Source organism: Polaromonas sp. P1_F9 (assembly GCF_056405615.1).
On record NZ_JBFUBT010000001.1, the window covers coordinates 652902 to 678975 of the forward strand.

25 protein-coding genes are annotated in these 26074 nt (G+C 61.3%); 15 read left to right on the top strand and 10 right to left on the bottom strand.

Translation table 11 applies throughout. The annotated features are described in order from the left end of the window. Position 1: 1 nt before the first annotated feature. The 3 genes from AC1DYR_RS03025 to katG form a co-directional block, all read right to left on the bottom strand. Complete coding sequence (locus AC1DYR_RS03025; protein ID WP_477703770.1) at positions 2-502, bottom strand: N-acetyltransferase family protein; 501 nt, start codon at positions 500-502, stop codon at positions 2-4. Continuing rightward, complete coding sequence (locus AC1DYR_RS03030; RefSeq protein WP_477703771.1) at positions 499-885, bottom strand: carboxymuconolactone decarboxylase family protein; 387 nt, start codon at positions 883-885, stop codon at positions 499-501. The genes AC1DYR_RS03025 and AC1DYR_RS03030 overlap by 4 nt, the downstream gene beginning before the upstream one ends. A 104-nt stretch (positions 886-989) precedes the next feature. After that, complete coding sequence (gene katG / locus AC1DYR_RS03035) at positions 990-3200, bottom strand: catalase/peroxidase HPI (RefSeq protein WP_477703772.1); 2211 nt, start codon at positions 3198-3200, stop codon at positions 990-992. Between the two features lie 314 nt (positions 3201-3514). Between katG and AC1DYR_RS03040 the strand changes: the two genes are divergently transcribed. Further along, complete coding sequence (locus AC1DYR_RS03040) at positions 3515-4138, top strand: peroxidase-related enzyme (RefSeq protein ID WP_477703773.1); 624 nt, start codon at positions 3515-3517, stop codon at positions 4136-4138. A gap of 82 nt (positions 4139-4220) precedes the next feature. Further along, entirely contained in the window at positions 4221-5120 is a 900-nt protein-coding gene (locus tag AC1DYR_RS03045) for a metal-dependent hydrolase (RefSeq protein ID WP_477703774.1), read from the top strand. Between the two features lie 105 nt (positions 5121-5225). Here the strand turns inward: AC1DYR_RS03045 and AC1DYR_RS03050 are convergent, their stop codons facing one another. Genes AC1DYR_RS03050 through AC1DYR_RS03065 form a run of 4 tightly spaced genes read right to left on the bottom strand, consistent with a single transcriptional unit; the run spans position 5226 to position 8018 of the window. Further along, positions 5226-5648: an acyl-CoA thioesterase gene (locus AC1DYR_RS03050; RefSeq protein WP_477703775.1), complete on the bottom strand. Its 423-nt coding sequence runs from the start codon at positions 5646-5648 to the stop codon at positions 5226-5228. Between the two features lie 14 nt (positions 5649-5662). After that, the gene (locus AC1DYR_RS03055; RefSeq protein WP_477703776.1) at positions 5663-6565 is read right to left on the bottom strand and encodes a DMT family transporter; all 903 of its coding nucleotides are present in this window, start codon (positions 6563-6565) and stop codon (positions 5663-5665) included. 3 nt (positions 6566-6568) lie between these two features. Further along, positions 6569-7219: a LysE family translocator gene (locus AC1DYR_RS03060; RefSeq protein ID WP_477703777.1), complete on the bottom strand. Its 651-nt coding sequence runs from the start codon at positions 7217-7219 to the stop codon at positions 6569-6571. Positions 7220-7235: 16 nt separating this feature from the next. Next, positions 7236-8018, bottom strand: coding sequence for an SDR family oxidoreductase (locus AC1DYR_RS03065; RefSeq protein ID WP_477703778.1), 783 nt, complete (start codon positions 8016-8018; stop codon positions 7236-7238). 125 nt (positions 8019-8143) lie between these two features. On the opposite strand from AC1DYR_RS03065, the gene AC1DYR_RS03070 reads away from it, so the two are divergent. The 12 genes from AC1DYR_RS03070 (at position 8144) to AC1DYR_RS03125 (ending at position 22619) form a co-directional block, all read left to right on the top strand. Next, positions 8144-9829, top strand: a complete 1686-nt coding sequence (locus AC1DYR_RS03070; protein ID WP_477703779.1) for an electron transfer flavoprotein-ubiquinone oxidoreductase — start codon at positions 8144-8146, stop codon at positions 9827-9829. Between the two features lie 445 nt (positions 9830-10274). Further along, positions 10275-11414, top strand: a complete 1140-nt coding sequence (gene galE, locus AC1DYR_RS03075) for a UDP-glucose 4-epimerase GalE (RefSeq protein ID WP_477703780.1) — start codon at positions 10275-10277, stop codon at positions 11412-11414. A 267-nt stretch (positions 11415-11681) separates the two neighbouring features. Continuing rightward, the gene (locus AC1DYR_RS03080) at positions 11682-11891 is read left to right on the top strand and encodes a hypothetical protein (protein ID WP_477703781.1); all 210 of its coding nucleotides are present in this window, start codon (positions 11682-11684) and stop codon (positions 11889-11891) included. A gap of 2 nt (positions 11892-11893) precedes the next feature. Further along, on the top strand, positions 11894-13417 hold the full coding sequence (locus AC1DYR_RS03085) for a lipopolysaccharide biosynthesis protein (protein WP_477703782.1): 1524 nt from the start codon (positions 11894-11896) through the stop codon (positions 13415-13417). Between the two features lie 126 nt (positions 13418-13543). Next, positions 13544-14911, top strand: coding sequence for an O-antigen ligase family protein (locus AC1DYR_RS03090; protein WP_477703783.1), 1368 nt, complete (start codon positions 13544-13546; stop codon positions 14909-14911). After that, positions 14908-15876 carry a glycosyltransferase family 2 protein gene (locus AC1DYR_RS03095; protein WP_477703784.1) on the top strand — a complete coding sequence of 323 codons (969 nt, stop codon included), beginning with the start codon at positions 14908-14910 and terminating at the stop codon, positions 15874-15876. Before AC1DYR_RS03090 ends, AC1DYR_RS03095 begins: the two co-directional genes overlap by 4 nt. A gap of 4 nt (positions 15877-15880) precedes the next feature. Then, positions 15881-16960, top strand: a complete 1080-nt coding sequence (locus tag AC1DYR_RS03100) for a glycosyltransferase family 2 protein (protein WP_477703785.1) — start codon at positions 15881-15883, stop codon at positions 16958-16960. Beyond that, complete coding sequence (locus AC1DYR_RS03105; protein ID WP_477703786.1) at positions 16957-18060, top strand: acyltransferase family protein; 1104 nt, start codon at positions 16957-16959, stop codon at positions 18058-18060. Before AC1DYR_RS03100 ends, AC1DYR_RS03105 begins: the two co-directional genes overlap by 4 nt. Positions 18061-18062: 2 nt before the next feature. Further along, positions 18063-19238, top strand: a complete 1176-nt coding sequence (locus AC1DYR_RS03110) for a glycosyltransferase family 4 protein (RefSeq protein ID WP_477703787.1) — start codon at positions 18063-18065, stop codon at positions 19236-19238. Positions 19239-19240: 2 nt separating this feature from the next. Continuing rightward, positions 19241-20926 carry an FAD-dependent oxidoreductase gene (locus AC1DYR_RS03115; protein ID WP_477703788.1) on the top strand — a complete coding sequence of 562 codons (1686 nt, stop codon included), beginning with the start codon at positions 19241-19243 and terminating at the stop codon, positions 20924-20926. Further along, a complete protein-coding gene (locus AC1DYR_RS03120; protein WP_477703789.1) occupies positions 20923-21951 on the top strand; it encodes an NAD-dependent epimerase/dehydratase family protein in 1029 nt (342 codons plus the stop codon). The genes AC1DYR_RS03115 and AC1DYR_RS03120 overlap by 4 nt, the downstream gene beginning before the upstream one ends. Beyond that, positions 21939-22619: a serine O-acetyltransferase gene (locus AC1DYR_RS03125; protein ID WP_477703790.1), complete on the top strand. Its 681-nt coding sequence runs from the start codon at positions 21939-21941 to the stop codon at positions 22617-22619. Before AC1DYR_RS03120 ends, AC1DYR_RS03125 begins: the two co-directional genes overlap by 13 nt. Here the strand turns inward: AC1DYR_RS03125 and AC1DYR_RS03130 are convergent. After that, the gene (locus AC1DYR_RS03130) at positions 22578-23345 is read right to left on the bottom strand and encodes a WecB/TagA/CpsF family glycosyltransferase (RefSeq protein ID WP_477703791.1); all 768 of its coding nucleotides are present in this window, start codon (positions 23343-23345) and stop codon (positions 22578-22580) included. The genes AC1DYR_RS03125 and AC1DYR_RS03130 overlap by 42 nt on opposite strands. 41 nt (positions 23346-23386) lie before the next feature. Between AC1DYR_RS03130 and AC1DYR_RS03135 the strand changes: the two genes are divergently transcribed. After that, the gene (locus AC1DYR_RS03135; protein WP_477703792.1) at positions 23387-23791 is read left to right on the top strand and encodes a VanZ family protein; all 405 of its coding nucleotides are present in this window, start codon (positions 23387-23389) and stop codon (positions 23789-23791) included. Here the strand turns inward: AC1DYR_RS03135 and epsG are convergent. Both epsG and epsF read right to left on the bottom strand, forming a co-directional pair. Further along, a complete protein-coding gene (epsG, locus tag AC1DYR_RS03140) occupies positions 23778-24677 on the bottom strand; it encodes a chain length determinant protein tyrosine kinase EpsG (protein WP_477646209.1) in 900 nt (299 codons plus the stop codon). The genes AC1DYR_RS03135 and epsG overlap by 14 nt on opposite strands. Further along, complete coding sequence (epsF, locus tag AC1DYR_RS03145) at positions 24674-26071, bottom strand: chain length determinant protein EpsF (RefSeq protein ID WP_477667871.1); 1398 nt, start codon at positions 26069-26071, stop codon at positions 24674-24676. Before epsF ends, epsG begins: the two co-directional genes overlap by 4 nt. Positions 26072-26074: the final 3 nt, after the last annotated feature.

The window sequence follows — 26074 nt, forward strand, 5'->3', positions numbered from 1 at the left end:
CCTAAACCAGGGTCTTGAACATCACAAACGCATCCACCAGCCCCAGCCGCTGGTGCCGAAACGCCCCCGGCAAGGTGGCCACCACCTCAAACCCCAGCCTCTGCCACAAGCGCACGGCCCGCTCATTCGTCGATACCACCAGGTTGAACTGCATCGCCAGAAAACCCATGGCGATTGCCTCGCGCTGTGAGTGCTCGCACATCGCAGATGCCAATCCCCGGCCCTGCGCCTCAGGGGCCACCACGTAACCGCAGTTGCAGACATGCGAGCCCAGGCCAGGCTGGTTGGGTTTGATGAAGTAGGTGCCGAGCACGCGCCCGTCACCGGCTTCACCTTCGCGCACGACATAGGTGGCCCGAGGCGCCTCCATCCAAACGGCATGGATTTCGGCTTCGGTGCTTTGCGGCGAAAAGGCGTAGGTATCGCCGGCCTCAAAGGTCGCGCACAACAAGGGCCACACGGCCGGCCAGTCGGACTCCTCGCAGCGCCGGATGGCCGTCATGGTTTGGGTGCGTCCACGACTTCCGCCGCTGTCCGGAAAGCCTCTACGGCCGCGGGCAAACCGCAGTAAATGCTGGCGTGCAGCAACACCTCCTGCAACTGCTCAGGCGTCACGCCGTTGTTGAGCGCGCCGCGCACATGGCCTTTGAGTTCATGCTGCTTGCCCAGTGCCGTCAGCATGGCCACGGTGATCAGGCTGCGCGTTTTGAGGTCCAGCCCCGGCCGCTGCCACACATCACCCCAGGCATTGCGGGTCACAAAGTGCTGGATCGGCAGGGAAAAACCGGTGGCCTTGTCGAGAGCATTAGCCACAAAATCCTCGCCCATCACCTGCTTGCGGGTGGCGAGGCCTTTGTCAAAATCCTTGTCTGCGGGCTGCGTCATGGAGACTCCTCAAAAGACGAAGCGTAATGGAAAGGAAAAAAGCCCGCTCCGGTGTTCACCGGGGCGGGCCTGGCCTCAATCAGCTCCTATAAGGGCCTGCTCAATCAGGCAAGGTCGTAGCGATCCAGGTTCATCACCTTGTTCCAGGCTGCCACAAAGTCACGCACGAAGACCTGCTGCGAATCGCTGCACGCATAGACCTCCGCAATCGCCCGCAACTGCGAGTTCGAACCGAAGACGAGGTCGATCACCGTACCCGTCCATTTGAGTTCGCCCGTCGTGCGGTCGCGACCCTCCAGAACATCTTCTGCGGCGGCAGATTTTTGCCACTTCGTGCGCATGTCGAGCAGGTTCACAAAGAAGTCGTTGCTCAAGGTTCCGGGCCGCTTGGTGAAAACTCCATGCTGTGCGTGCCCGACGTTGGCATTCAGGGCGCGCATGCCGCCGACCAGAACCGTCATCTCGGGCGCGCTCAGCGTCATCAGGTTCGCGCGATCCACCAGCTGCTCGGCTGCCCGCTGCGCCTGCCCCTTGCGGGTGTAGTTTCGGAAACCGTCTGCGGCCGGTTCCAGCACGGCAAACGACGCCACATCGGTTTGCGTTTGTAAAGCGTCCGTGCGGCCCGGTGAAAAGGGCACCTTCACGTCGTGGCCGGCTTTCCGTGCAGCCGCCTCGACGGCCGCGCAGCCACCGAGAACGATCAAATCAGCCAGCGAGATTTTCTTGCGGCCGGACTGCGCGCCGTTGAACTCGCCCTGGATGGCCTCCAGCACTTTCAGGACTTTCGCCAGCTCGGCCGGTTGATTGACCTGCCAATCCTTTTGCGGTGCCAGGCGGATACGCGCACCGTTCGCGCCGCCGCGCTTGTCGCTGCCGCGGAAGGTGGAAGCAGAGGCCCAGGCCGTTGTGACGAGCTGGGAGATGGAGAGCCCGGAGGCGAGGACCTTGGCCTTGAGGCCTTCAATATCCTGCTCATTGACCAGCGGATGATCGACGGCGGGAATGGGGTCCTGCCAGATCAGTGCCTCCTTCGGCACCAGCGGGCCCAGGTAGCGCGCGGCTGGGCCCATGTCACGGTGCGTCAGCTTGTACCAGGCCCGGGCGAAGGCATCGGCAAACTCCTGCGGGTTCGCCATGAAACGCCGCGAGATTTTCTCGTAAGCCGGGTCCATGCGCATGGCCATATCAGCGGTCGTCATCATCGGGGCATGGCGCAGCGCGGGGTCATGGGCATCCGGCACGGTGGTCGCCGCGGCGGGGTCTTTGGGCTTCCACTGGTGGGCACCGGCAGGGCTCTTCGTGAGCTCCCACTCGTAGCCGAACAGGTTTTCAAAGTAACCGTTGTCCCACTTGGTGGGGTTCTTGGTCCAGGCACCTTCGATACCGCTGGTGACGGTGTGCACGCCGTGCCCGCCGCCAAACTTGTTGATCCAGCCAAACCCCTGGTCTTCAATGGTGCCGCCCTCAGGCTCGGGCCCCACGTACTGGCCCGGATCGGCTGCGCCGTGGGCCTTGCCGAAGGTGTGCCCGCCGGCGGTGAGCGCAACAGTTTCTTCGTCGTTCATCGCCATGCGGGCGAAGGTCTCGCGGATGTCCCGCGCCGAACCCAGCGGGTCCGGTTTGCCGTTCGGGCCCTCGGGGTTCACATAGATCAGCCCCATCTGCACAGCACCGAGCGGGTTTTCGAGTTCGCGGTCGCCGGTGTAGCGCTTGTCGCCCATCCACTCGGCTTCAGGGCCCCAGTAAATCTCTTCCGGCTCCCAGACGTCCGGGCGCCCGCCGGCAAAGCCGAAGGTCTTGAATCCCATGGAGTCCATGGCCACGGTGCCGGCCAGAACCATCAGGTCGGCCCAGGAGATTTTTCGGCCGTATTTCTGCTTGATCGGCCACAACAGGCGGCGTGCCTTGTCGAGGTTTCCGTTGTCCGGCCAGCTGTTGAGCGGTGCGAATCGCTGTGTGCCGGAGCCGGCGCCGCCGCGCCCGTCGGCGATCCGGTAGGTGCCTGCGCTGTGCCACGCCATGCGAACGAAGAATGGGCCATAGTGGCCGTAGTCCGCAGGCCACCAGTCCTGCGAATCCGTCATGAGCTCATGGAGGTCTTTCACCACGGCATGCAGGTCCAGGGTCTTGAATTCCTCGGCATAGTTGAACGCCTCGCCCATGGGATCGGACAGCGACGAGTTCTGGTGAAGGATCTTGAGGTTCAGCTGGTTGGGCCACCAATCAGCGTTCGTTGCGGCACCAGCCAGAGCGTGTTTGCGAGCGCCGCCGGAGAACGGGCAGCTGCCTTCGCTTTGCGTGTTGTGATCAGCCATGATGAGTTACCTTTGATGATTAAGTGGTGCCGAATGACGGCGTGAATTGCACTGCGGGACAGCCAGGACGCTTTGGTTCAAGACCGTGTTTTGGGGCTGCTGATGGAGTCTCCTTTGACGGGCTTGCCAGACGAATGACCTGTGAAACACAGTCTAGGTTTCGCCGCACAATAATCAAAGGCAATTAAACATATTTAGTTAATAGTTTTTATCAATTACATGTATTTTGGCTTCAACCTCCAGCGTGAGCTGGCAGGTAGTCTTGCAGTTACGCTTGGACCGAGTCACTTATAAAGCCTTTGAAGGAAACCCTCATGACCAGCCCCAAAACCGCCGGCACAGCACCCCGGTACCCTGTTCCTGAACTGAAGGACCTGCCGGAAGACATCAAAGCCAAAGTCCTGCAGGTGCAGGAAAAAGCCGGCTTCGTGCCCAACGTATTCCTGGCCCTCGCGCGCCGCCCTGCCGAATGGCGTGCCTTCTTCGCTTATCACGATGCCCTGATGCTCAAGGAAGAGGGCTCCAACCCCAACGGCAGCCTGACCAAGGGCGAGCGCGAGATGATCGTCACCACGACTAGCGCAGCCAATAATTGCCTGTATTGCGTGGTGGCGCACGGCGCCATCCTGCGCATTTATGAAAAGAAGCCGTTGGTGGCCGACCAGGTGGCGGTGAACTACCGCAAGGCCGACATCACACCGCGCCAGCGCGCCATGCTCGACTTTGCAATGAAGGTGTGCCTGCAAGCGGACCAGATTGAAGACAGCGACTTTGAAGCGCTGTACGGCCACGGTTTTGATGATGAAGACGCCTGGGACATTGCGGCCATCACGGCGTTCTTTGGCCTCTCCAACCGCATGGCGAGCTTCAGCAACATGCAGCCCAACCCGGAGTTCTACCTGATGGGCCGTGTGCCCAAGCCGTCCAAGGCCGCCTGAAACCGCGCAGGCGCGAATCACGCCCAGGACCCTGCGCACCCGCTATGCTCATGAATCAGCCTTCTCACAAGACTTAAAAACCATGACACCAGACGCCGCGTCCACCGCCGCGACATTCACCGCATCAGCCGGCGCTTACGGCCTGACCGTGCGCAAGCTGGAGATCGACCTGAGCGATGGCTTTGACCGCCACTGGTTTGGCGGCGATGCGTTCCTGAGCCAGTATCACAACGCCTTGTCGATGAGCTTCCCGGTCGGGGAGCAGTCGTTCATCGAGGCCGTGCGCGACTGCGCCAAATTGCTGCCTCGCACGCCCGAGCACGCGCTGCTGCATGAAGCGACTGCGCAGTTCATCGGCCAGGAAGCCACCCACCGCCACATCCACGGCCTGTACAACGCACAACTGGAGAAGCAGGGCCTGGTCAACCGCTGGCAACACTGGGCCACAGCCCGCATTGACTTTGCAAAAAAACGCGGTGTGGCGCCACACCACTTCCTTGCGCTCACGGCAGCCTACGAACACCTTACGGCGGTGCTGGCCGACTACATGCTTCGCCACGGTGACGCGCTGGATCAGGCAGATCCGAAGATGCAGACCCTCTGGCGCTGGCACGCAGCCGAAGAGACCGAGCATCGCGCGGTAGCCTACGACCTGTACCAAGCGCTTGGCGGAAACTACGCATGGCGCGTACGCTGGTATGTCTACGCGCTGCTGCTGTTTTCCTGGGACTCTGGCCGGCAAACGGTGCTGAACCTCTGGCACGACGGCACGCTGTTCAAACCAGGCACCTGGTGGAGCGCGATGAAATTTTTCTGGGGAAAAAATGGCGTTGTGTGGCGCTGTACCGCCCCGCTGCTGACCTACTTCAGGCGGGACTTCCACCCCGACCAGGACACCGTTGCTGAACCCGGCCAGCAAACCCGCGCCATCGCCCAGCGCTGGTTAAAAGAGCACGCGGACAGCTTTCGCACAGTTCGCTGAAGCTTTTCTGCGATGCTGCAGCACCCATATGCCACCAGGATTGCTATTTTATTGATAGCTGTTTGCGCATGGCCTGATTAGGCTATCGGGCTTTTTCTTTCAGGATTACGCTTCAACCAGCTTGCGCATCCACTCGGGCAGGGCTTTGGCCTTTTGCGCCGGGAAGTCCACCCAGATAGTGGTGGCGCCGCCAGCGGCGCAGATCACACCCGGCGTATCCGCGCGCTCCATCGTGGCCCAGCTTTCAAACGTGGTGCGCCCCGGGTCGCTCACGTACATCTTCATCAGCACGTCGCCCGGGTATTCCAGCTGCTTGTAGAAATTGCAAAAAGCGTTGACGATGACCGGGCCTTCGCCCGATGGATCGGGCTTGCAGCCAATGCCATACATCCAGTCGATGCGGATAGTTTCAAGATAGCGGAAGTAGGTGCCGTTGTTGAGATGGCCCATTGCATCCATGTCTCCCCAGCGGATGGGGATGCGCATCTCATGCACCAGCTTTTTCTTTTCGGGAATTTCAATTTTCATGATGCCAATTGCCTCTATCGATGGGCCCTGATGGAAGCCAGAATCCCCAGCGTGAACAACACGCACGCAGACAGTTGTACCGGTGTGGGCCAGTGGCCATCCCAGGCAAACGAATACAGCAGCGCAAAAATGGTTTCACTCACGATGAGCTGCCCGCACAGGCTGGCGCTGAGCCGCTGGCTGGCCATGTTCCACAAAATTGTCGCCAGCCAGGTGGAACCCAGACCGGCCAGCACGCAGAGCAGCACGAACACACCACGGTCTTCACGGCCGGCCAGCACGCTTGCGTCCGAACCCGCAAGCAGCCACATCAGCAATGCCCCGAGGCCGGTTGCCACACCCAGCCAGTTGGCCCAGTCGGTGGCATTGACTTCAGGGTGCCGCTTGAGCCAGGCTGAATTCAGGATCGCAAAAGCCGTCCAGCATACCAATGAGGCCGTCACAAACAGCATGCCACGCCAGAAATTCGTGGCCGTTCCCTGACCAGCTTCGTGGGTGGAACCCATCATGAGCGCCAGCCCTGCCAGGGTGAGCACCAGGCCGGGCAGCAGGGAAGCCCAGCGCAGGCCTTGCGGCTTGCCGAGCAACATGACCCAAATGGGAATGGTACCGATCACCAGCGAAGGCACTTCGGTGCCGGCGTCGCGAATGGCCAGCACCAGCAGCAGGTAGTAACCGCTGAACCCGAGAATGCTCATGACCAGGGCGGCCCACGCCTGCCGCGCCGTGGGCAGGCGGCGGGTGCGCCACCCCACTAGCATCACCAGCACAGCCACCACGCCGTACACCGCAAAGCGCCCGGCCGTCAGGTCAATGGACGAATAGCCACCCGCACCCATGTCGAGCATGCGCGGCGCCACAAACACCAGGCCCCACAGCGCTCCCGCCGCGAGCCCGGCCAGAATGCCCGTCAGCATCCGTCAGGCAGTGTGCGCAGTGGCTACCAGGCGCAAACCCAGCAGCCCCATCGCACCGGCGGCGGTGCGGTCTACCGCAGCCTTGCTGCGCAGGTAGGCTGCGCGCGGCACAGCGGAAGACAAAACCACCGCCACCACGGCATACCAGCCGGTTTCCATCACGAGCACACCCACAAGCACCAGCAGGGCTGCGGGCAAGGGAAACTGTGCGGGCAGCAGTGCCGCGAACACGCTGCTATACACCACCACGATCTTCGGGTTGCTCAGCTGCGTCACCAGCCCCTGGCGAAACGATTGCAGCACCGTGCGGCGCGAAGCGCCCTTGTCATCGCCGCCCATCTCCAGCGGCTGGCGCGCACCGCGCCAGATGTTGAAGGCGATCCACATCAGGTACAGGCCGCCCACGACCTTGAGCACCATGTAGACACCAGGCAAGGCGGCCAGCAGGGCCTGCAGCCCGGCCAGCGCCAACGCAGCAAACACCAATGCCCCCAGGCCCATCCCCACCGCGGCAGCCAGGCCGTCAGCACGTGAACGCGAAACCGCGATGCGCGCAACCTGCACAAAACTGGGGCCGGGACTGACCACGCCCGCCAGCAAGGCCAGGAAAATAAGGCCTATCGGGCCGAGGTAAAGCACTACCGAATCCATCATGTTGCTCTCCAGAAATTCATACGCCAAAACCGTCATCCGCCGCTATCACCGCGCCGTTGACAAAGTGGCTCTCACCACTTGCCAGCATCACAAGCAGCGCGTCCAGGTCTTGCGGTTTGCCGATGCGCTTGCGCGGCAGCATCTGCACCAGCTTCTTGCCCTGCTCGGTCTCCCAGTGGTGGTGGTTGATCTCGGTGTCAATATAGCCGGGGCAGATGGCGTTGACGTTGATGCCGAACTTGCCCCACTCCAGCGCCATGGCTTTGGTCATCTGCACCACAGCCGCCTTGCTCATGCAGTACACGCCAATTTGCGGCAGTACGCGCAAGCCGGCCATGGAGGCGATGTTGATGATGCGGCCGCCTGCATAGTTACCCGGCCCGGCACCGCGCGAACGGGCCAGCATGCGCTTGCCGACTTCCTGCGCCACGAAGAAGGCGCCCTTCACATTGGTGTTGAAGATGAAGTCGTAGTCTTCCTCGCCCACGTCCTGGATGCGCTGCGTGGTGCTCACACCGGAGTTGTTGACCAGAATGTCGATGGGCCCGACTTCCGTTTCAGCATGGGCCACGCCGGCCTTGATGCTGGCGTGGTCGGTCACATCGAGCTCAACCACATGCGCGTCGCCACCCGCAGCCTCAATCTGCGCGCGCAGGTCCTTGAGTTTGTCGAGCCTGCGGCTGGCCAGCACCACGGCCGCGCCGGCTTGGCTCAGCGTTTTGGCGAACTGCGCACCCAGCCCGCCGGATGCACCGGTCACGAGAGCGACACGCCCCGACAGATCAATGCTGTAAGCCATTAGAGGCTCCTCTCTCAATTTAAACCGCACAAAAGAGAACGACCGTTCGCATCACCGCTTTCGCGACATAAAATCCAACGCGAGACCGACAATCCTTCCTGAAAATCATTATCAGCGAGTCCCCGATGAATACCCAAGAAATTCTGGCCCAGTTCGGCCCGCGCGAAGCAATGGAATATGACGTGGTCGTGGTGGGCGGAGGCCCGGGCGGCCTGGCCACCGCCATCCGCCTCAAACAGCTCGCCGCTGAAAAGGGCACAGACGTTTCCGTGGTGGTGCTTGAAAAAGGTTCCGAGCCCGGCGCGCACATTCTCTCGGGCGCAGTGATGGACCCGAAGGCGCTGACCGAACTGCTGCCCGACTGGAAAGCGCAAGGCGCGCCATTGAACCAGCCGGTCACCGCCGACGAAGTTCTATTTCTCAGCGAGAAAGGCGCGATCAAGACGCCCGCTTTTTTTGTGCCGGACTGCTTTCACAACGAAGGCAACTACGTCATCAGCCTGGGCAATGTGGTGCGCTGGCTGGCGCAGCAGGCAGAGGGCCTGGGCGTTGAAATCTTCCCGGGCTTCGCGGCGGCCGAAGTGCTCTACAACGACGACGGCTCCGTCAAGGGCGTGGCCACCGGCAATCTCGGCATCGGCAAGGACGGTCAGCCGACCGACAACTTCCAGCTCGGCATGGAACTGCACGGCAAGTACACCGTGTTTGCCGAAGGCGCGCGCGGCCACCTGGGCCGCCAGCTGATCAACCGCTTCAAACTCGACGAAGGCCGCGACCCGCAAGGCTACGCACTGGGTGTGAAAGAGCTCTGGGAAATCGACCCGGCCAAACACAAGCCGGGCCTGGTGATTCACACCGCCGGCTGGCCCATGGACAGCGAGACTTACGGTGGTGGCTTCATGTACCACCTGGAGGACAACAAGGTCACTCTGGGCATGGTCACCGGCCTGGACTACACCAACCCTTACCTCAGCCCTTTTGAAGAGATGCAGCGCTGGAAGACCCATCCCAGCATCAGGCAGTATCTCGAGGGCGGCAAGCGCATCAGCTACGGCGCGCGCGCCATCACTGCAGGCGGCGCACTCAGCCTGCCCAAGACTGTGTTCCCCGGCGGCGCGCTGATCGGCTGCGAAGCCGGTTACCTCAATGCCGCCCGCATCAAGGGCAGCCACGCGGCCATCAAGAGCGGCATGCTGGCCGCTGAGGCCGCCTATGGAGCGGTCACCGCCGGCCGCCAGCACGATGAACTGGCCGCTTACCCCGAAGCCTATGCCAAGAGCTGGCTCGCGCAGGAGCTCAACCAGTCGCGCAATTTCAAGTCCTGGTTCAAGAAAGGCCTCTACGTCGGCGCCTTCATGACCGGCATCGAGCACTGGCTGCTGCCCAAGCTGGGCTTCAAGTCGCCGCCCTGGACCATCCACAACAGCATTCCAGACTACGCCAAGCTCAAGCCGGCCGCCGAGTGCACGCCCATCGTTTATCCCAAGCCCGACAACAAGATCACCTTCGATCGCCTGAGCTCGGTCTTTGTGTCGAACACCAACCACGAAGAACACCAGCCTGCGCACCTGACACTCAAGGATGCGAGTGTGCCAGTCAACATCAACCTGGCCCAGTACGCCGGCCCCGAAAGCCGCTACTGCCCCGCCGGCGTGTACGAGTTTGTGAAGAACCCCGACAACTCCGACCGCCTGCAGATCAACGCGCAAAACTGCGTCCACTGCAAAACCTGCGACATCAAGGACCCGACCCAGAACATCGTGTGGGTCACACCCGAAGGCGGCGGCGGGCCCAACTACAGCGGCATGTAAGCAAAGCCTCTCCATCAACGAAAGCCCGGCCTCCCCCGGGCTTTTTTCATGCGATTTTCTGCGCCGGGTCAATTCCCGGGAAATCAGCGCACTGTTCGAGCGGTTGCAGCAGCCCCTGATCTTTGTGACTTTTTGTCCTCCGCCGTTGGGATGCCAACTTCCCACAAACAGTTCAGCTGCCCGCCGGCTGGCGATTTGAATCCGTCATTCACAAGTGCTTACCGAACGATTCGAAACGCTTTGAGGCCAGCGTGACAGCTTCCCACGCACATATGCGGCTTACGCTGACATCCTTTCTCCAAGCGTCAAAGACACTCGTAACCAGCCCCTGAAAGGGAATGGTCTGGTGATGTCTGGATGCTGCCTGTCCATGCAATCCCTCACGCGAACATGTTTCAGCAGTGTTACGCCGGCGCCGTGACCCGTATCAAATCAACCCGCTGCCATGCAGCCCTTTGCAATGACCCTGAACAAACCCAATGTGCTACCCAGTGTGCTATTAACCGGTGGAGCCGGGTACATCGGAAGCCATACTTTTGTGGCGCTGGTGAATGCCGGCTACCAGCCTGTCATCCTCGACGACTTTTCCAACAGCCATCCTGCCGTTCTGCACCGGCTGCAGCAGCTGACGGGTCAGCCCGTACCCTGCGAACGCGGCAACGTACTGGACACCGATTTTGTAGCCGGAGTCCTGCAACGCTACCACTGCGTTGCGGCCGTCCACTTTGCCGGGTTCAAGGCCGTAGGGGAAAGCGTGCAACGCCCTCTCATGTACTACCAGAACAATGTTGGCGGCCTCCTGAGTTTGTTGCGGGCGATGGAAACGACGGACTGCCGGGCCGTGGTGTTTTCTTCAAGCGCCACGGTCTATGGGGACCCCGCCACCGTGCCCATCAACGAGCAGTTTCCATGCATGCCGGAGAGCCCGTATGCCCACACCAAACTGATGTGTGAAAACATCCTGGCATCGCTGCGTATTTCAGACGCAGCGTGGCGGGTCGGGGTGCTGCGCTACTTCAACCCGGTGGGCGCGCACCCCAGTGGACTGATCGGCGAAGACCCCAATGGAATCCCCAACAACCTGATGCCCTACGTCACCCAGGTGGCCGTGGGCAAACGGGCCACGCTCAATGTGTTCGGCAATGACTACCCCACACCCGATGGCACCGGGGTGCGCGACTACCTGCACGTCACCGACCTTGCGGCAGGCCACGTCGCCGCAGTCGATGCTTTGCTGGCAAGTGGCAAAAGCTTTACGGTCAATCTGGGCACCGGCGAGGGCACCAGTGTTCTCGGTGTGGTCCAGGCGTTTGAGCGGGCAAGCGGACGGCCGATTCCTTATGAATTTGCACCTCGCCGAGCCGGAGACGTCGCACAGTACTTTGCAGATGTTTCCCTGGCCGGCAGCCTGCTGGGCTGGCGCGCCACATGCACGATCGATGATATGTGCCGCGACTCCTGGCACTGGCAGCAGCGCAATCCCGAAGGCTACAGGAACACCTCTGAAACCGCTATGAACCTATCTGCATCTGAGCCCATGCGCAATAGCCCGAACGGACTCATCCAGCCGGCAGTCAGCATGTGAGCAATTCAAGTCTTGCCCCAAGAATGCGCCATGCTTTTTTGAACTCGATAAATAGCATAAAGCGCGCCATGAGCCATTCGGACTATTGTCAATTGCTGCACTGCACAACAAACTCTTTTCCTGCTTTGACAGAAGGAAAACCCTATGTTTCGAACCCTGTTTACCGCCATTTTGGCCACCTGGATTGCTTCAGCAACGGCGTCTACCAACCCGCCTGCAGCGCCCGCAGCGGTGACACCAACGGGAGCTACCGCCAAAGCGACACGTATGAAACTCCAGCCCGGCACTGAGCCCGTCAAGGTCAACACAGTCCACAATGTGGACACGGTGCGCAGTGGCCAATCCGGCCTGGGTGCCACGGCGGCGGGCGAGGCAGATACGGACGAATCCGGATGGCACCCTTACGGCACGCTTCTGGCCACATTGGCGTTGATGGGCGTGATTGCCGTTCGCCGCCATAAAGCAGAGAGGTCTTGAGGATGAGTGGCCTCGGCCGTCCGGGTGTTGCAGCGGTCAAATGGAGCGCCGTTTCCACAGCGGCACGCTTTGGGCTGCAGCTGGTGGCCCAGGTGATTCTGGCCCGCACCCTGGGGCCGGAGATTTTTGGCGTTTTTGCCATCGGCATGGTGGTACTGACATTCGCCACATTTGTCTCCGGTTTTGGCTTCAGCTGGAGCCTGTTGCAACGCACCACACTGAGTGATGAGGACGTCCGGTTTGCCTGGACGTGGCAACTGGTCGTGGGTATTGCCACCATGCTTGCGCTGTATTTTCTGGCGCCGTTGCTGTCGGCTTATTTCCGGGAGCCGCGCTCGCAATTCGTCATTGAATGGTTATCGGTGGCGTGCCTGCTGGGTGCTGCGGCAGCACCGGCTACCTACCTGCTGCAGCGTGACCTGAATTTCCGTGCAGTGGGACTGATCCAGGTCGGCAGCTATGCCGCTGGGTATGTGGCTGTTGGGGTGCCGATGGCACTGCTTGGCCAGGGTGAGGCTTCGCTGGTAGCGGCCTGGCTGGTTCAGGCGGCTGTTGTGTTTGTGGCAAGTTATGCCCTCAAGCCGCATGCGCTTCGCCCGCTGTTCTGGTATGCCGATGCAAAGTCCGCTGTCGGTACGGGACACACGGTCTTTTTGACCAATATCGTCAACTGGGTGCTCAACAACCTTGACCGGGTATTGATAGGCCGGTTGCTCAACGCGCAATCGCTGGGTCTCTATAACGTGGCTTACAACCTGGCCACGATGCCCAACACCTTGCTGCTGGGCGCTCTTCAGCCCGCGTTCCTGGCGGCGGGCGCACGCCTGCAAAACGACCGGCCACGACTGGGCCGTGCTTATCTGCAGATGCTGGCCACCATTGTGGTGCTGGGACTCCCCGCCTTTGCGACGCTTGCCTTCCTGTCGCCCGACATCGTGCGTGTGCTTTATGGGCCCGCATGGAGTGGCGCGGCCTGGGTACTGGGAATTTTGTTCCTCTGCATGCCGGCATACGTCATCTGGGGACTGTCGACACCCGTGCTGTGGAACACCGGACGCAAGCACTACGAATTTGCGCTGCAGATCCCGTTGATCGTTTTGGGCATCCTCGGTTTTTACCTTTTTGCAGGTCAGGGAATCCACATGGCTGCAGTCGTGGCGGGTGTGTTGCTGGTACTGCGCGCAGCCGTCACGGCTACGGCAGCATTCCGTGCGCTGGGGCTTGGCTGGATGGTCCTGCTGCCGGATGCCCTGCGCGGGCTGCTTCTTTGCACCGCTTGCATTTTAGGTGTGATGGCAGGTCAGCACGCAGTTACAAGGTTTGATATCCCCTTGCTCTCGCTGCTTGCCGGAAGCCTGTCCGCAGCAGTCCTGCCGGCATTGCTGCTTGCCCTGAGGCCGCAAATGCTGGGACGGGAAACCTCCGAAATGGTCATCCGGTTTGTCCCCGGACTGGCGAAGTTTTTGCGCCGTGGTGTTTCGGCACCACGTAGCGATCTTTCCAATTCCCTTGAGCAGCCACTCTAAGGAGCTATCCTGGATCAACCCATCGTTATTTCGGTTCTGGTTGCCGGTGCCATTTTGGCGGCGCTCCTGGCGACGCTGGGCATGGCGGGTGCAGTTCATGTCACGTCACGCCGTGCGCACGGGTACATGCATGTCATTTTCTACGCCATCCTGGCAATGGTGGCCCTGAACAATTTCCTCTCGGGGCGTGACCTCTCCAGCAGTGCATTTAAATTGGACGAAGTTGCAGTGGTGGTACGCCACCCGCTGGTGGCTTTGGCGCAGCCGCTGGTTTCCCTCTTGCTGCTCACGCTGGCGGGGGAACGCATCATCACGCACTGGCTTCAACGCGACAAGACGGCGCAGGCCCCCCCGGTGATGCTGATCACCTTTGTTCTTTTCTGGGCAGGCACGGTGGCCTCACCGGCTCTTCTGGGCCTGCATCCGCATGTGTCACACGATTATGTGTACCCGCTGCTCATCGGCATCGCGGCAGTGCTTGCCACCAGCATCGAAAGAGACCTCGCATTCAAGGCGGCTCGCAACGCCCTGCTGCTCTTTATGGCAGCGGGCTTGCTGCTGATCCCTTTCAAACCAACGCTGGTGCTGGACCTCTCCTATACACAGGGCCTGCTGCCTGGCGTACCGCGGCTGGCAGGGCTGGCCGCACATGCCGTGTCACTCGGCATGCTGGCTCAGCTGGGCTTGCTGTGTCTCCTCGCGCGCCCTCTGCAAAGCGTCTGGCTGAATCGCCTGGCGTGGGGAATGGGGCTTCTTGTCCTTTTTCTCGCTCAATCCAAAACAGCCTGGATTTCTTTTACCCTGTGCTCTGCTTGCATTCTTGCTGTACGCCAGGGGCCCGCGTTTCTGCGCCGCGCCACTGACCCGGTGCGGCCGGAATTCGGCATTGTCTCGTTGGTGGGGTTCATGGTTGCGGTGGCCGGCGTCACGCTGGTGCTGATGTTTGGCGATGTCGATGCGCGTCTGTCCAGCTTCTTTGACAGCGCCCAGGGCGCGCAACTCGCGTCCATGACCGGCCGCGATCAGATCTGGGCAATTGCCTACGACGAATGGCAGCGCAACCCTGTGTTCGGCTACGGACCCACCCTGTGGGATGTCAGTTTCCGTGAAAGCATCGGCATGCCCAATGCGACCCACGCGCACAACCAGTTTATGGACACGTTGTCGCGCTCCGGCACGGTGGGTGCCGCTGCACTGGTGTTGTACGCACTGGTGCTGCTGGTCCTGTCCATCCGTTATGCACGTGCCAGCGGCGGCCTATCACTGGCGTTGTTCGTGGCGCTGGCATTGCGCGCCATCAGTGAAGTGCCGCTGCTGCTCTTCGGTTACGGCCCCGAGCTCACCACCCACGTGCTTTTGCTGATGACGCTGGCGGCTGCAGCGCGCGAAGCCCATGCCCGCAGAAAGCAGCCGGCAAGCTTGCCAGAAGGCGCCGTGCCCCGCTTCGCCGGGAACTTCCATCCGTCCCCGGCCACCTCTCGAGCCCGACCATGAAATTTTCGATTGTCATTCCGCTTTACAACAAGGCGCCGTACATCAACGACACCATCGCGTCGGTGCTGGCGCAAACCTTCTCGGATTTCGAGGTCATTGTGGTCGATGACGGTTCCACCGACGGCGGTGCGGAACTGGTAACGTTCATACCTGACCCGCGGTTGCGCCTGGTGCGCCAGGCCAATGCCGGTGTTTCCGCCGCCCGGAACCTGGGAATTTCGCTGGCAAAAGGCGAATGGGTTTCCTTTCTCGACGCCGATGACTGGCACCATCCCCGGTACCTGGAAACCCTTCTGTGGACGCAGGCGCGTTACCCGCAGGTCGACACGGTGGCCACCGACTTCCTGCCGGTTCCCGACACCCACACCATGTGGCCGCCGAACTGGCCAGTGCTGGCAGATCAGCCGGAAGTGGAACTCATTACCGATCTGCCAAGGCGCTGGATGAGCGCGCCGTCGCTGTGCACCAGCGCGGTGTCCGTGCGAAACGCGCGCTTGCAGCAAATGCAGCCATGCTTTCCCTCGGGAGAGTCGCACGGCGAAGACCTGGATCTGTGGTTCCGTCTGGCAGAGAAAACCCCCGTTGCGCTGGTCCGGTCGCCCTTGATGGCGTATCGGCTGGCGGTGGAAGGCGGCCTGACGACCTACCACCCCGACCTGGCCATGCCACCGTTTCTGGAACGCATGCGAGCACGTGCACTATCAGGGGCCATGACCACTGCACAACGCCGGTCTGCACTGTGGCTTGTGGCGCAACACGAGTTGACCCTGGCGCGGCAGGCACTGGCATCCGGAAGCCGCCGTGAAGGCTTCGACTGGCTGGTGCACGCACACCGCGCGGCTACCGGAAGACGCTGGTGGCTGACGGCGGCCATGCTTTTCATGCCGGGCCAGCTTGTGAAAAACTGGCAGCTTTGGCGCACGCGGCGGACCGTTCACACCGGCAGTCCGGCCGAAGCAGGATAAAAAAATGAACTCCAAATCACCCCGCAAAATTATCCCCCTCTGGCATTCCTGCCGGGTCTCCGTGGTCATCAAGGCATTGAATGAGGAAAAACGCATCCGGGCGACCATCGAGAGTGCGCTGCGCGCTGTTTCCGCCGTGGGCGGAGAGGTCATTCTTGCCGACTCCTGCTCGACCGACAGCACAGTGGAGCTGGCATGCACTTACCCCATCCGTATCGTCCAGCTGGCCAATCCCAATGAGCGCTGCTGCGGCGTAGGCCCGCAACTGGGCTACCAGCATTCGCATGGCGATTTCATTTATATCCTCGATGGCGACATGCAGATGCAGGAAGGGTTTCTTGAAAAAGCACTCGATTTCCTGGACGCCCATGAGGATGTCGCCGGGGTCGGTGGACGCGTGGTGGAGCAAAACACCGAGAGCCTGGAATATCTGGCGCGTGGAGAACGCGCCTCGCCGCACCTGCTGCCCGGCAAGGTCGACCGACTCGACGGCGGTGGGCTTTACCGTCGCACCGCTATTGAAGCCGCAGGCTATCTTTCCGACCGTAATCTGCACAGCTATGAAGAATTTGACCTGGCCATCAGGCTACGCACTCTCGGCTGGCACCTGTGGCGCTTGCCGGTGGATGCCGCAAACCATTTTGGCCACGATGCGCCGCCCTATCGCTTGTTGATGCGGCGCTGGAGCACCCGATATATCTGCGGGCTAGGCGAGTTGGTCCGCGCTGCCGCAGGCCAGCCCCGACTGCATCTAGCACTGCAGGGCTTGCGGGAACTGCGCCTGTACCTGGCCGTCCTCGGCTGGTGGGCTGTCATGGCCAGCCTGGTATTCTGGCCGGTGTCGGCGCTCCTGCGCATGGCGTTCTTTTGCATCATCGTCACGGCGCCGGTGTTGCTGATGACCTGGCGAAAACGGTCTATCACCAAGGCGCTCTATTCGGTGATCTCATGGTGCTTCAATGCCGCGGGCCTCGTACGCGGCCTGCTTCGCCGGCAACGCCCGGCTGGCGAGGCCATCGCGAGCCGCATACTCAAGGACTTCGCAGTGGCGCCCCGCCAGGCATTTCAGGGGAGCGCCCATTGATCGCCCCCGATGGAAGCCCGCAGAAGCAGCAGGCGACGCAGCAATTCACGGGCGTACAAATTCTGAGGTTTGCCGCGGCCATGCTTGTCGTGGTCATGCACATTACCCAGGCCATCTCCATCCACATCGGCGGAACCGGCCCAACCCGTTATTGGGCAGACGGCTCTGCAGGAGTGGACATCTTTTTTGTCATCAGCGGTTTTGTCATGGCCATGTCAACGTCGGCACTGCCTTCCGACGCAGCGTCGCGAGTCAATGCCGCCTGGGTGTTCATGCGAAGGCGCTTGCTGAGAATCGCACCGCTTTACTGGTTCTATACCTTGTTGAAGGTCGCCCTGTTGCTGGCCTTGCCGACCCTCGCATCCCGCGCGTCCGTGGAGCCGGGGCACCTGGCCGCCTCCCTTTTGTTCATCCCGGCCGTGAGCCCCTGGGGCCTTGTATTGCCCACGCTGCCCGTCGGCTGGACGTTGAATTTTGAAATGCTTTTTTATGCCGTTTTTGCGGCAGCCATTGCCCTGGGTGCACCACGCATCCGGTTTTGTTTGCTGGTTTTTCTGCTGATTTTCACAGCGGGTCGTTATGTACCGGACTCGGTGGTGCTGGGCTTTTACGCCCAGACCATTGTTTTCGAGTTCATTCTTGGTGTCAGCATTGCTTATGCCTTTTTGCATTTTCGGCATGCATCGCCAGGAGCCGGCCTGATCGTCATGGCCGCTGGCGTGATGTTCATGTTCATCCCTGACTGGGGACACTCGGCCGACCGTTTTGCCACATGGGGTTGCGGTGCTGCGCTGGTCGTCCTTGGGTCGGTCTGGGCTGAGCCATGGACCTTGCGCGCGCCGCTGGCCTCCCGCCTGTCCTTTCTGGGCGACGCGTCCTATTCCATCTATCTCTCGCACACCTTCGTGGTGCCTGCCGGTGTGCTGGCGCTTAAAAAGATAGGTGTGCAGGACAGCCTGGCCATTGTGCTTGCCGTGGGCGCGGCCGTCGTTGTTGCCGGCTGCATCTCATATATGTGGCTGGAGCGTCCCATGACCGCATTCTTCAAGCGCGCACTCTTTAGAAAGCCCGGCCTTTCTTATCAAGGTACAGCAAAGTAATTATGAGAAGTGAATCGCTACCGCATTCGGCCGCACGAGAACGCGAGGGACGCTATATCTACCTGGCGTGTCCCTGGACGCCCAAAGGCGGCGGCATGTTCAAGGTCGCGGACTACCTGATTCAGGCCCAGGCGTTTTCAGCCCCTGCCGATGCAGCGGAGCTCCGCCCGCTTGACACCCGCGGCGGCGCCAACGCGCTGTATTCACTTTGGGTGCTGGCTACTGCCATGGCCAGAATAGTGCGCGGAAAACTCAATGGCCGGCTGGCGGGTGTCCACGTGAATATGGCCGAGCGGTTGAGCCTCTTTCGCAAGAGCGTGATCATCATGGTCTGCCGCGTCCTCGGTATTCCGGTGGTGCTTCATTTGCACGCTGCGCAACTGCACCATTTCTACCGCTCGTTACCCCGTCCGCTGCAGATGCTGACACGCTGGGTATTTTCATTGCCGGCCAGTTGTGTGGTGCTGGGATCATCAGCACGGCGCTTTGTGGTCGAAGAGCTCGGCGTGCCGGCCAGTCGCGTAGAGATCGTGATCAACGGTGTTCCCGAACCCACCCATGCACGGCGCATAGCCTCGGAGCAACCCGTGCAGCGCGTGCTTTTTTTGGGAAACCTGTCGGAGCGCAAAGGGGTATCGGATCTTTTGCAAGCGCTGGCGCTCCCGGGATTTGATGCTTCACGAACCGAAGTGATCCTGGCCGGCGGCGGTGACATTGAAGCCTACCGGATAAAAGCAAAGCAGCTGGGCATTGAAGCGCTGCTTGATTTTGCCGGCTGGTCCGATCAGCAACAGGTCGCACGCCTGATGGCTCGCGCCGATGTCCTGGTATTGCCTTCCTACGACGAGGGTTTGCCGCTGGTCATCCTGGAGGCTATGGCCAACGGCGTTGCGGTGGTCTGCAGCCCGGTCGGCGAAATACCTTCCGTGTTGACCGATGGCGTCAATGCTTGCTTTGTGCAGGCTGGTGACGCGGCCGGTATTGCCAAGAGCCTGCAGCGGGTGCTGAACGAGCCTGCTCTGAGGACTTCACTGGAGCGCAACGGCCGGACACTTTACGAACAGAACTTTTCCCTTGCCCGTTTCTTTGCCAGCGTTGCACGCATCCACCAGCGAAATTTCGGCGTGGCAGCCCAGCCGCTGCGCACGGCCAAATCTATCCCGGATAAGCACCTATGATCATGCAGGCCAATGACATTCAGGGCGGCAGCCGCCTTCAGGCGGACGTCTGCGTAGTGGGTGGCGGCCCCGCGGGTATTGCATTGGCGCTCACCTTGTCGGAGCAAGGGCATTCTGTGCTGCTGCTTGAGTCGGGCCAGCTGCAGGCGGACGCCCCCACCCAGTCGCTCTGCGAAGGAGAAGTCGCGGACGAACGGCTGCACAGCCCACCCGGTAAATACCGCCAGCGGCGCCTGGGAGGCTCCACAGCGATCTGGGGCGGACGCTGCATGCCCTTCGACCCGATTGACTTCGAGACCCGCAACTACATTCCGCACAGCGGGTGGCCACTGTCTTACGAAGACCTGCTGCCCTACTACCCGCGTGCCAACGCCCTCGCGGAAGCCGGGCGGTTCATTTATGACGCTAGTGACGCCCTGGAGCCGGAAACCGGCCCGATGATTGCGGGGTTCGACAGTTCGCGCGTGCTGACCAATGGGCTGGAGCGGTTTTCCTGCCCTACGCATTTTGGCAATCGCTATGCGCGGCGGCTTGAGCTGGCTCCCAATGTTCAAGTACTGCTGGGAGCCAACTGCACTGCAGTGCGGCTGCACGCCGAGGGAAAATCCGTACGGGAACTCGAGGTACGCACCCTGTCGGGGACACACTTCTGGGTGACTCCCACCACCACCGTGCTGGCCATGGGCGGGCTCGAAACGGCACGTTTGTTATTGGCGTCGCGAGACGTCGTTCCGCAAGGTGTCGGCAACCAGCACGATGTGGTGGGGCGCTACTACATGTGCCACATCGCAGGGAATGTCGGCATGCTGACTGTTCATGGGCCCGTCAGCAATGTACGGCACGGCTATGAAATTTCACCGGAAGGCATTTATTGCAGGCGCAGGCTGTCTGTGGCCGCACACGAGCAAAAGCGCCTGGGCCTTGCCAACGCGGTCGCCCGCCTGCACTTCCCTCGCATCACCGATCCCGCGCACCACAACGGTGTGTTGTCCGGACTGTTCCTGGCGCGCAAGCTGATCAGCTACGAATACGGTAAACGGCTCAACGATGGCCATGCCCCCACGGCAGGGATTTACGCCCGCCACCTCCTCAATGTAGTGGCCGATCCTCTGGACACTACGGCTTTCCTGGCCCATTGGCTGGCCAGGCGCTCTTTCGCTGAACGCAAATTCCCATCAGTGATTCTGCGCAACCGCACCAACCGCTTCAGCCTCGAGGTTCATGGCGAGCAAATACCCCAGGCCCACAGCCGTGTCACACTTGCCGGCACCGTCGATGCGCTGGGTATGCCCCGCCTGAAGGTGGACTGGCGCTACAGCCAGGCCGATATCGACTCCGTCCGCAAAACCCTGGACGTGATGGCTGAAGAATTCGCGCGCAGCGGGAAGGCCCACTTCGACTACAACCGCCACACCCTTGAGGAGGACCTCGTGCGCTTCGGTGCCTACGGGGGACACCACATCGGCACCGCACGCATGGGCAATGACGTGCGCACCAGCGTGGTCAATGCCGACTGCCAGGTTCACTCGGTGCACAACCTGTTTGTAGCCGGAAGCGCCGTTTTCCCTACGTCAAGCCAGGCCAATCCGACTTTGACCCTGATTGCCATGTCGCTCCGGCTGGGCGACACACTGTCGCATCGCTTGCGTGCAGAGCGGACGCCGATCCAGCTGAAGGAGGCCGCATGAAGGTGCTGGTATTGGGAGGGTCGGGCCACATCGGCAGGCGCCTGCTGGAAATGCTGCACAGCACTTCGTGGGCGATCCCCACGGGCGCGTCCAGACAGAAGAATCCTGCGAACGGCACGGAAAATTTGCGGGCCTCATGGCTGGAACTGGACACCCGAGACGCCGGGCAACTTGCGGTGGCATTAAAAAACTTCGATGCGGTTGTTAACTGCGTGGCGGGCGATGCAGCTTCCATTTCCGAAGGCATGCGCACGCTGGTTGACGCCGCGCTCAAGGCAGGCAGCCCGCGCATTGTTCATTTGAGCACCATGTCGGTCTACGGCCCTGCAGAAGGCCTGACCCGTGAGGACGCACCCCGTGATCCCGGCCTGGGCTGGTACGGCCGTGCCAAGTGCGAAGCGGAAACCAGCCTGGAGGAATTTGTACGCCGCGGCGGTGAAGCCATGATTTTGCGCCCGGGCTGTGTTTTTGGCCCCGGCAGCGAACTCTGGGTCGGACGCATCGGCCGATGGCTTCAGTCCGGGCGTCTTGGCGACCTTGGCACCGCAGGCGATGGTTGGTCCAATCTTGTCCACGTGGACGACGTTTGCCAAGCTCTGCTGGTTGCGCTGCAGCTGCCGGTGGCTCCAGGCGAGTTGCCGGCTTTCAATCTGGCTGCGCCGGACAGTCCTCGCTGGAACGACTACTTTGTCGACCTGGCTCTCGAAATCAGGGCAACGCCGGTGAAACGCATCGGCGGGCGCCAGCTGAGCGTGGACTCCTGGGTAGGTGGCCCGCCACTCAAGGCAGCTGAGCGGGCTTTGAAATTGCTTGGCAGCAATGGCTGGCGGCTACCCGATGCGTTGCCACCGGGATTGCTCCGTTTGTGGTCGCAGCACATTCAACTCGACTCGCAGGCAGCAACGGAACAATTGGGATTGGCGTGGACACCTTATCGCACCGGCGTGCATGACTCGGCCCGGTGGTTCTGTACCGGGGCATCAGCCAGTGGCCAAACCATGGAAAAAATAGCATGCCTTCCCTGAAAGCCGATATTCACCGCAAATTTGGACGATCCGACGGGCATCTGGCGTTGAAAGGCGCCCTTCTGGATCCGGCATTTCGCGTGGTTGTCACCTTGCGTCTTTGCCAGACAGCCCAGCAACTTCCGCCTGCATGGCGCTGGCTCGCGATGATTCCCGCACAGCTGCTGTACCGGCTGACGAGCCAGCTGGCAGGGATCGAAATACCATGGCGAACCTCTATTGCGCCGGGGCTTGCTCTTACCCATGGCCGCGGCATCGTCGTCAACGCGAACGCACGTATCGGCAGCAACGTCACGTTGTTTCATGGCGTAACGATCGGGCAGCGGGACTACATTGACAGTGAGGGCCGGCGGAACACCGTTTACCCGGTGGTTGAAGACGATGTATGGATCGGCCCGCATGCGATTGTGGTGGGCGGCGTGACCGTGGGGAAAGGCAGCAGAATTGCCGGAGGAGCGTATGTCTTTGAGAGCGTCCCCCCTTACAGCGTGGTGATGGGCAATCCCGGGCAGGTTGTTAAAACCAACTGCACACCCGATGTGGATAACCGCTACGTTCCGGTAGCCGTAGACGAAGAAAACCAGCACTCGCGACCGCAACGTCAATCGCTGGCGGTGAATGCCGGATCAGCGTCGGTTCAGCGAGGCCAGGCGCAAGGCCCGGGTTAAGAATAGCGGATTGCCTATAACGTAGCGCTGAAACAACCGGCGCGGCTCCAGCGCCAGGCGAAACAACCACTCCAGACCGACCCTCTGCATCCACATCGGCGCACGCGGTGTTTTCCCGCCCAGAAAGTCAATGATGGCTCCGCCGCAAACGATCAGGCAGGGAAAGTCCAGCAAGGCACGCAACCCGGCCGCCACTTCTTCCTGCCGGGGCATACCCATGCCGAGCACGATCAGCGCCGGTTGATGCTGAACTGCCAGCAGGGCGTATGCCTCAACATCCAGGAAACCATCGGCTGCAATGAGCTGGCTATGGGGAGCCAGTTCTTGCTGCACACGCAGCCGGCCCTTGGCCAGATAGGGGTCACGCGTACCGAACAACGCAATGCGGCGGCCGTCAAACGCCCGGATCAGTTGCGGAATGAAGTCCGTCCCATTGAGATTGAGGCCGGGCCGCATACGCAGCAATTTAAACAGCGTTGCCATGCCGGAACCGTCCCTGAGCACCAGGTCGGCCGAACGCATTGCCTCAAAAAAAGGAACCGACGCCACCATGGAATTCATCGCATGAGCGTTGGCGAAAGCCAGTACCTGTGGCCTGACAGGATGGCTAAGGGACGCCAGCAGTGCCTGACTGTCGACAGGGCTTTGCACCCGCTCAATCTTTTCTACCAGCAGCGACCAGCGCTGGCGCCAGTCGGCAGGGCTGTCATGGGAAGAGCTTAGCAAGGCCCCACCCGTCCAGCCTGCGGCATGACAAAATCGTGAACATGTTGAACACCGTAACCCCCGGCAATCCCCTGCGTACCCTTCGCATCCTCGCGGGCATGAGCGTCGTCCTGACGGCCACAGCGCTTTACACTCTTGGCGCGCAGCCAATCGCCGTTGGGCTGTTCCCTTCGCCCTGGGACAAACTGGCGCACCTGCTTGTCTTCGGCATGGTAGGCGCGGCTGCCGGTGTTGCAAGCGGAACGCGCGGCTGGCGCATGGCGCTTTGCTGCGTAGCCAGCGCCGTCACGGTAGGTGCCATGGATGAGTTGCATCAGGCTTTCCTGCCGGGCCGGGCAGCCAGCTGGTATGACCTGGCAGCGGACGCTGCGGGTGGATTTCTGGGGTCCGCCGCACTTGGGGCCGCCTACCAGCTGCGGGTTGGTCGCTTCGTCAAGCATCGTTAAGCACGGAGCCCACCAAAGCCACCCCAAACTCCCGCAGGCTGTGAGTGAAACGGGTCATTTGCGGCATGGAACTCATGTTCTGCCTCGCCACAACCAGAGCAGCCCCTGCGCGGACGGCCACCGTGTGCGCATCGGCACATTCGCTGGCAGGCGGTGTGTCGATGATGATGACGTCAAAGTCCTCGCCCAATGATTGCAACAGTTTGGAAAACTCCTGCCGCCCAAGCAGCTCCTGCGGATTAGGCGGAATGACCCCCGCAGGCAGTACCGACAGATCCTGCAAGGCCGGTATGCTGATGACCGCTTCCGGCCCGGCGCGGCCAGCGAGCATGTCAGACAGGCCCGCAGTCGCCCCAAGGTTAAAGAGCTGGTGTTGCCGTGGCGTCCGCATATCCGCGTCGACCAGCAAAGTACGCTCCCCCAGCTGTGAAAACACGATGGCCAGGTTAGCCGCGATGTAGCTGCGCCCTTCTTTCGCTCCGGCGCTGACAATTGCCAACCCCCGGCGCTCGGCCCCGGTGTCAAACCAGCGCAACATCAACTGGCTGCGCAGCGCACGCAACTGCTCAACCGGCTGGCTGCCCGGCTGGTACGCCGCCACCAGCTCCCGGCTGAGCTTGGTTTCATTGGCAAGATAGGGATAGTCAAACTGGACCGAGAGGGCAAAACGCACATCGTCGTCGCTCAGCAGGCCCAGGGCCTTGCCGGAATCACCAAAGCGCAAGCCACGGTCCCGTTGAAAATGGAGGATACGTTCGGCATCCGGCGGCGACAGCCGACCTGCGTCCACCAGGATTGTCCCCATGGAGCGGCCGGCACCCGTGGCCGGTTTGCTGGGAACCGTCAGGGGAACCGACCGTATCGTCGGGGCGTTGTTTCTATTCATGCTGTCCCTCCATTGCCTAGCATCAGGCGACGCGAACCGGGAAGCCTGCCGCTTCCTCCATCCGAAGAAATGCTTGCCAGCACAGGCAGGCCCAATATCTGCACCAGGTCTTCGGCAGAGCGCACGCGGCGATTGGCCAGTTCCAGCAGCAATCCGCATGCAATGCCGAGCAACGTCCCGCCAAAAGCAGCGACCAGCAGATTCACCAGCAGTTTCGGGCTCGAAGGGTTGACAGGAGGCGTTGCCATGTTCAGCCGCACAACATTGGTCTGGTTGCTCAGGCTCTGAAGACGTGTCTGCGATGCACTCTGGCTGACAGCCTCAAAAGCGCGCTGGGCCGACTCGACATCACGGCGATATACATTGAGTTCGTCCCGTTGCTTGTTCAATTCGAGCACACGCGCTTTCTGTGCGCCTACCGCGGCCTGCAGTTCACGCTCCCGGTCCTTGCCCACGCGGTAGGTTGTTTCGATGGACGCTGTGATGCGCGCAGTCTCGGTTGCCAACCGGCTTTTCACAGCGGCCAGTTCGGATTCAGCGCGTTGCCGCTCAGGGTGATTAGCCCCGAGGCGCACACTGATTTCCTGTACCTTGGCCTCCAGCCGCGAAAGATCGGCCTTCAGGCCGTTAATCAGCGGGCTTTGCATGACTTCAGCGACGGTATCTCCGCGGGAGCTGCGTTTGCTCTGACTGTCGGTAGTCTCGCCCTGCACAGTCGTCAGCTGCGAGGAAATTTCCCCCAGCTTCGCGGTCTCGTAGTCCACACGCTCGTCGCTGCTGACAATACCGGCCTTCTGCTGGTACTCCGACAGGCGCGCCTGGGCTTCTTCAAGCTTCGCGCGGGAAGCCTTGGTTTGGTCATCAAACCATTCGGCATAGATCTTGGCAGGCTCTGTTTTTAGCGACAGATTGGTATCGAGATACGCCTGGGCAAAGGTATTGGCCGTAGTGGCGGCGACATCCGGATCGCTGCCCTTGTAGGTGATGTTGATCACGTTGCTTTCACGCGCTGGCCGCACATCCAGGCCCTTCTGCAGGGACTCAGCCAGCCAGCTCTCAAGCGACCCGCGTCCATCGGTGGCCTCAAGCCAACGGGCTTTGGTGCGCGGATCTTCATCCAGCTTGAGCATTTTCACCACGCGCTGGGCCACACGGTCACCGCCGATGATGTCCACCTGTGTCGCCATGTAGCTGGGTGCGACCAGGCCGGGCAAGGCCGCGCCGCCGGCAACCGGATCAGGTGAACGCACGTCAACCAGTACGGCGGCCTGGGCGGTGTACTTGCGGGGAAGCGCCAGGCTCACGGCCAGCGCGGCCAATATGGCCACCAGCATGACGAGCACAACAACCCGATAACGGGCTCGCAGGATCAGCAGGAATTGATGGAGTGTCATGAT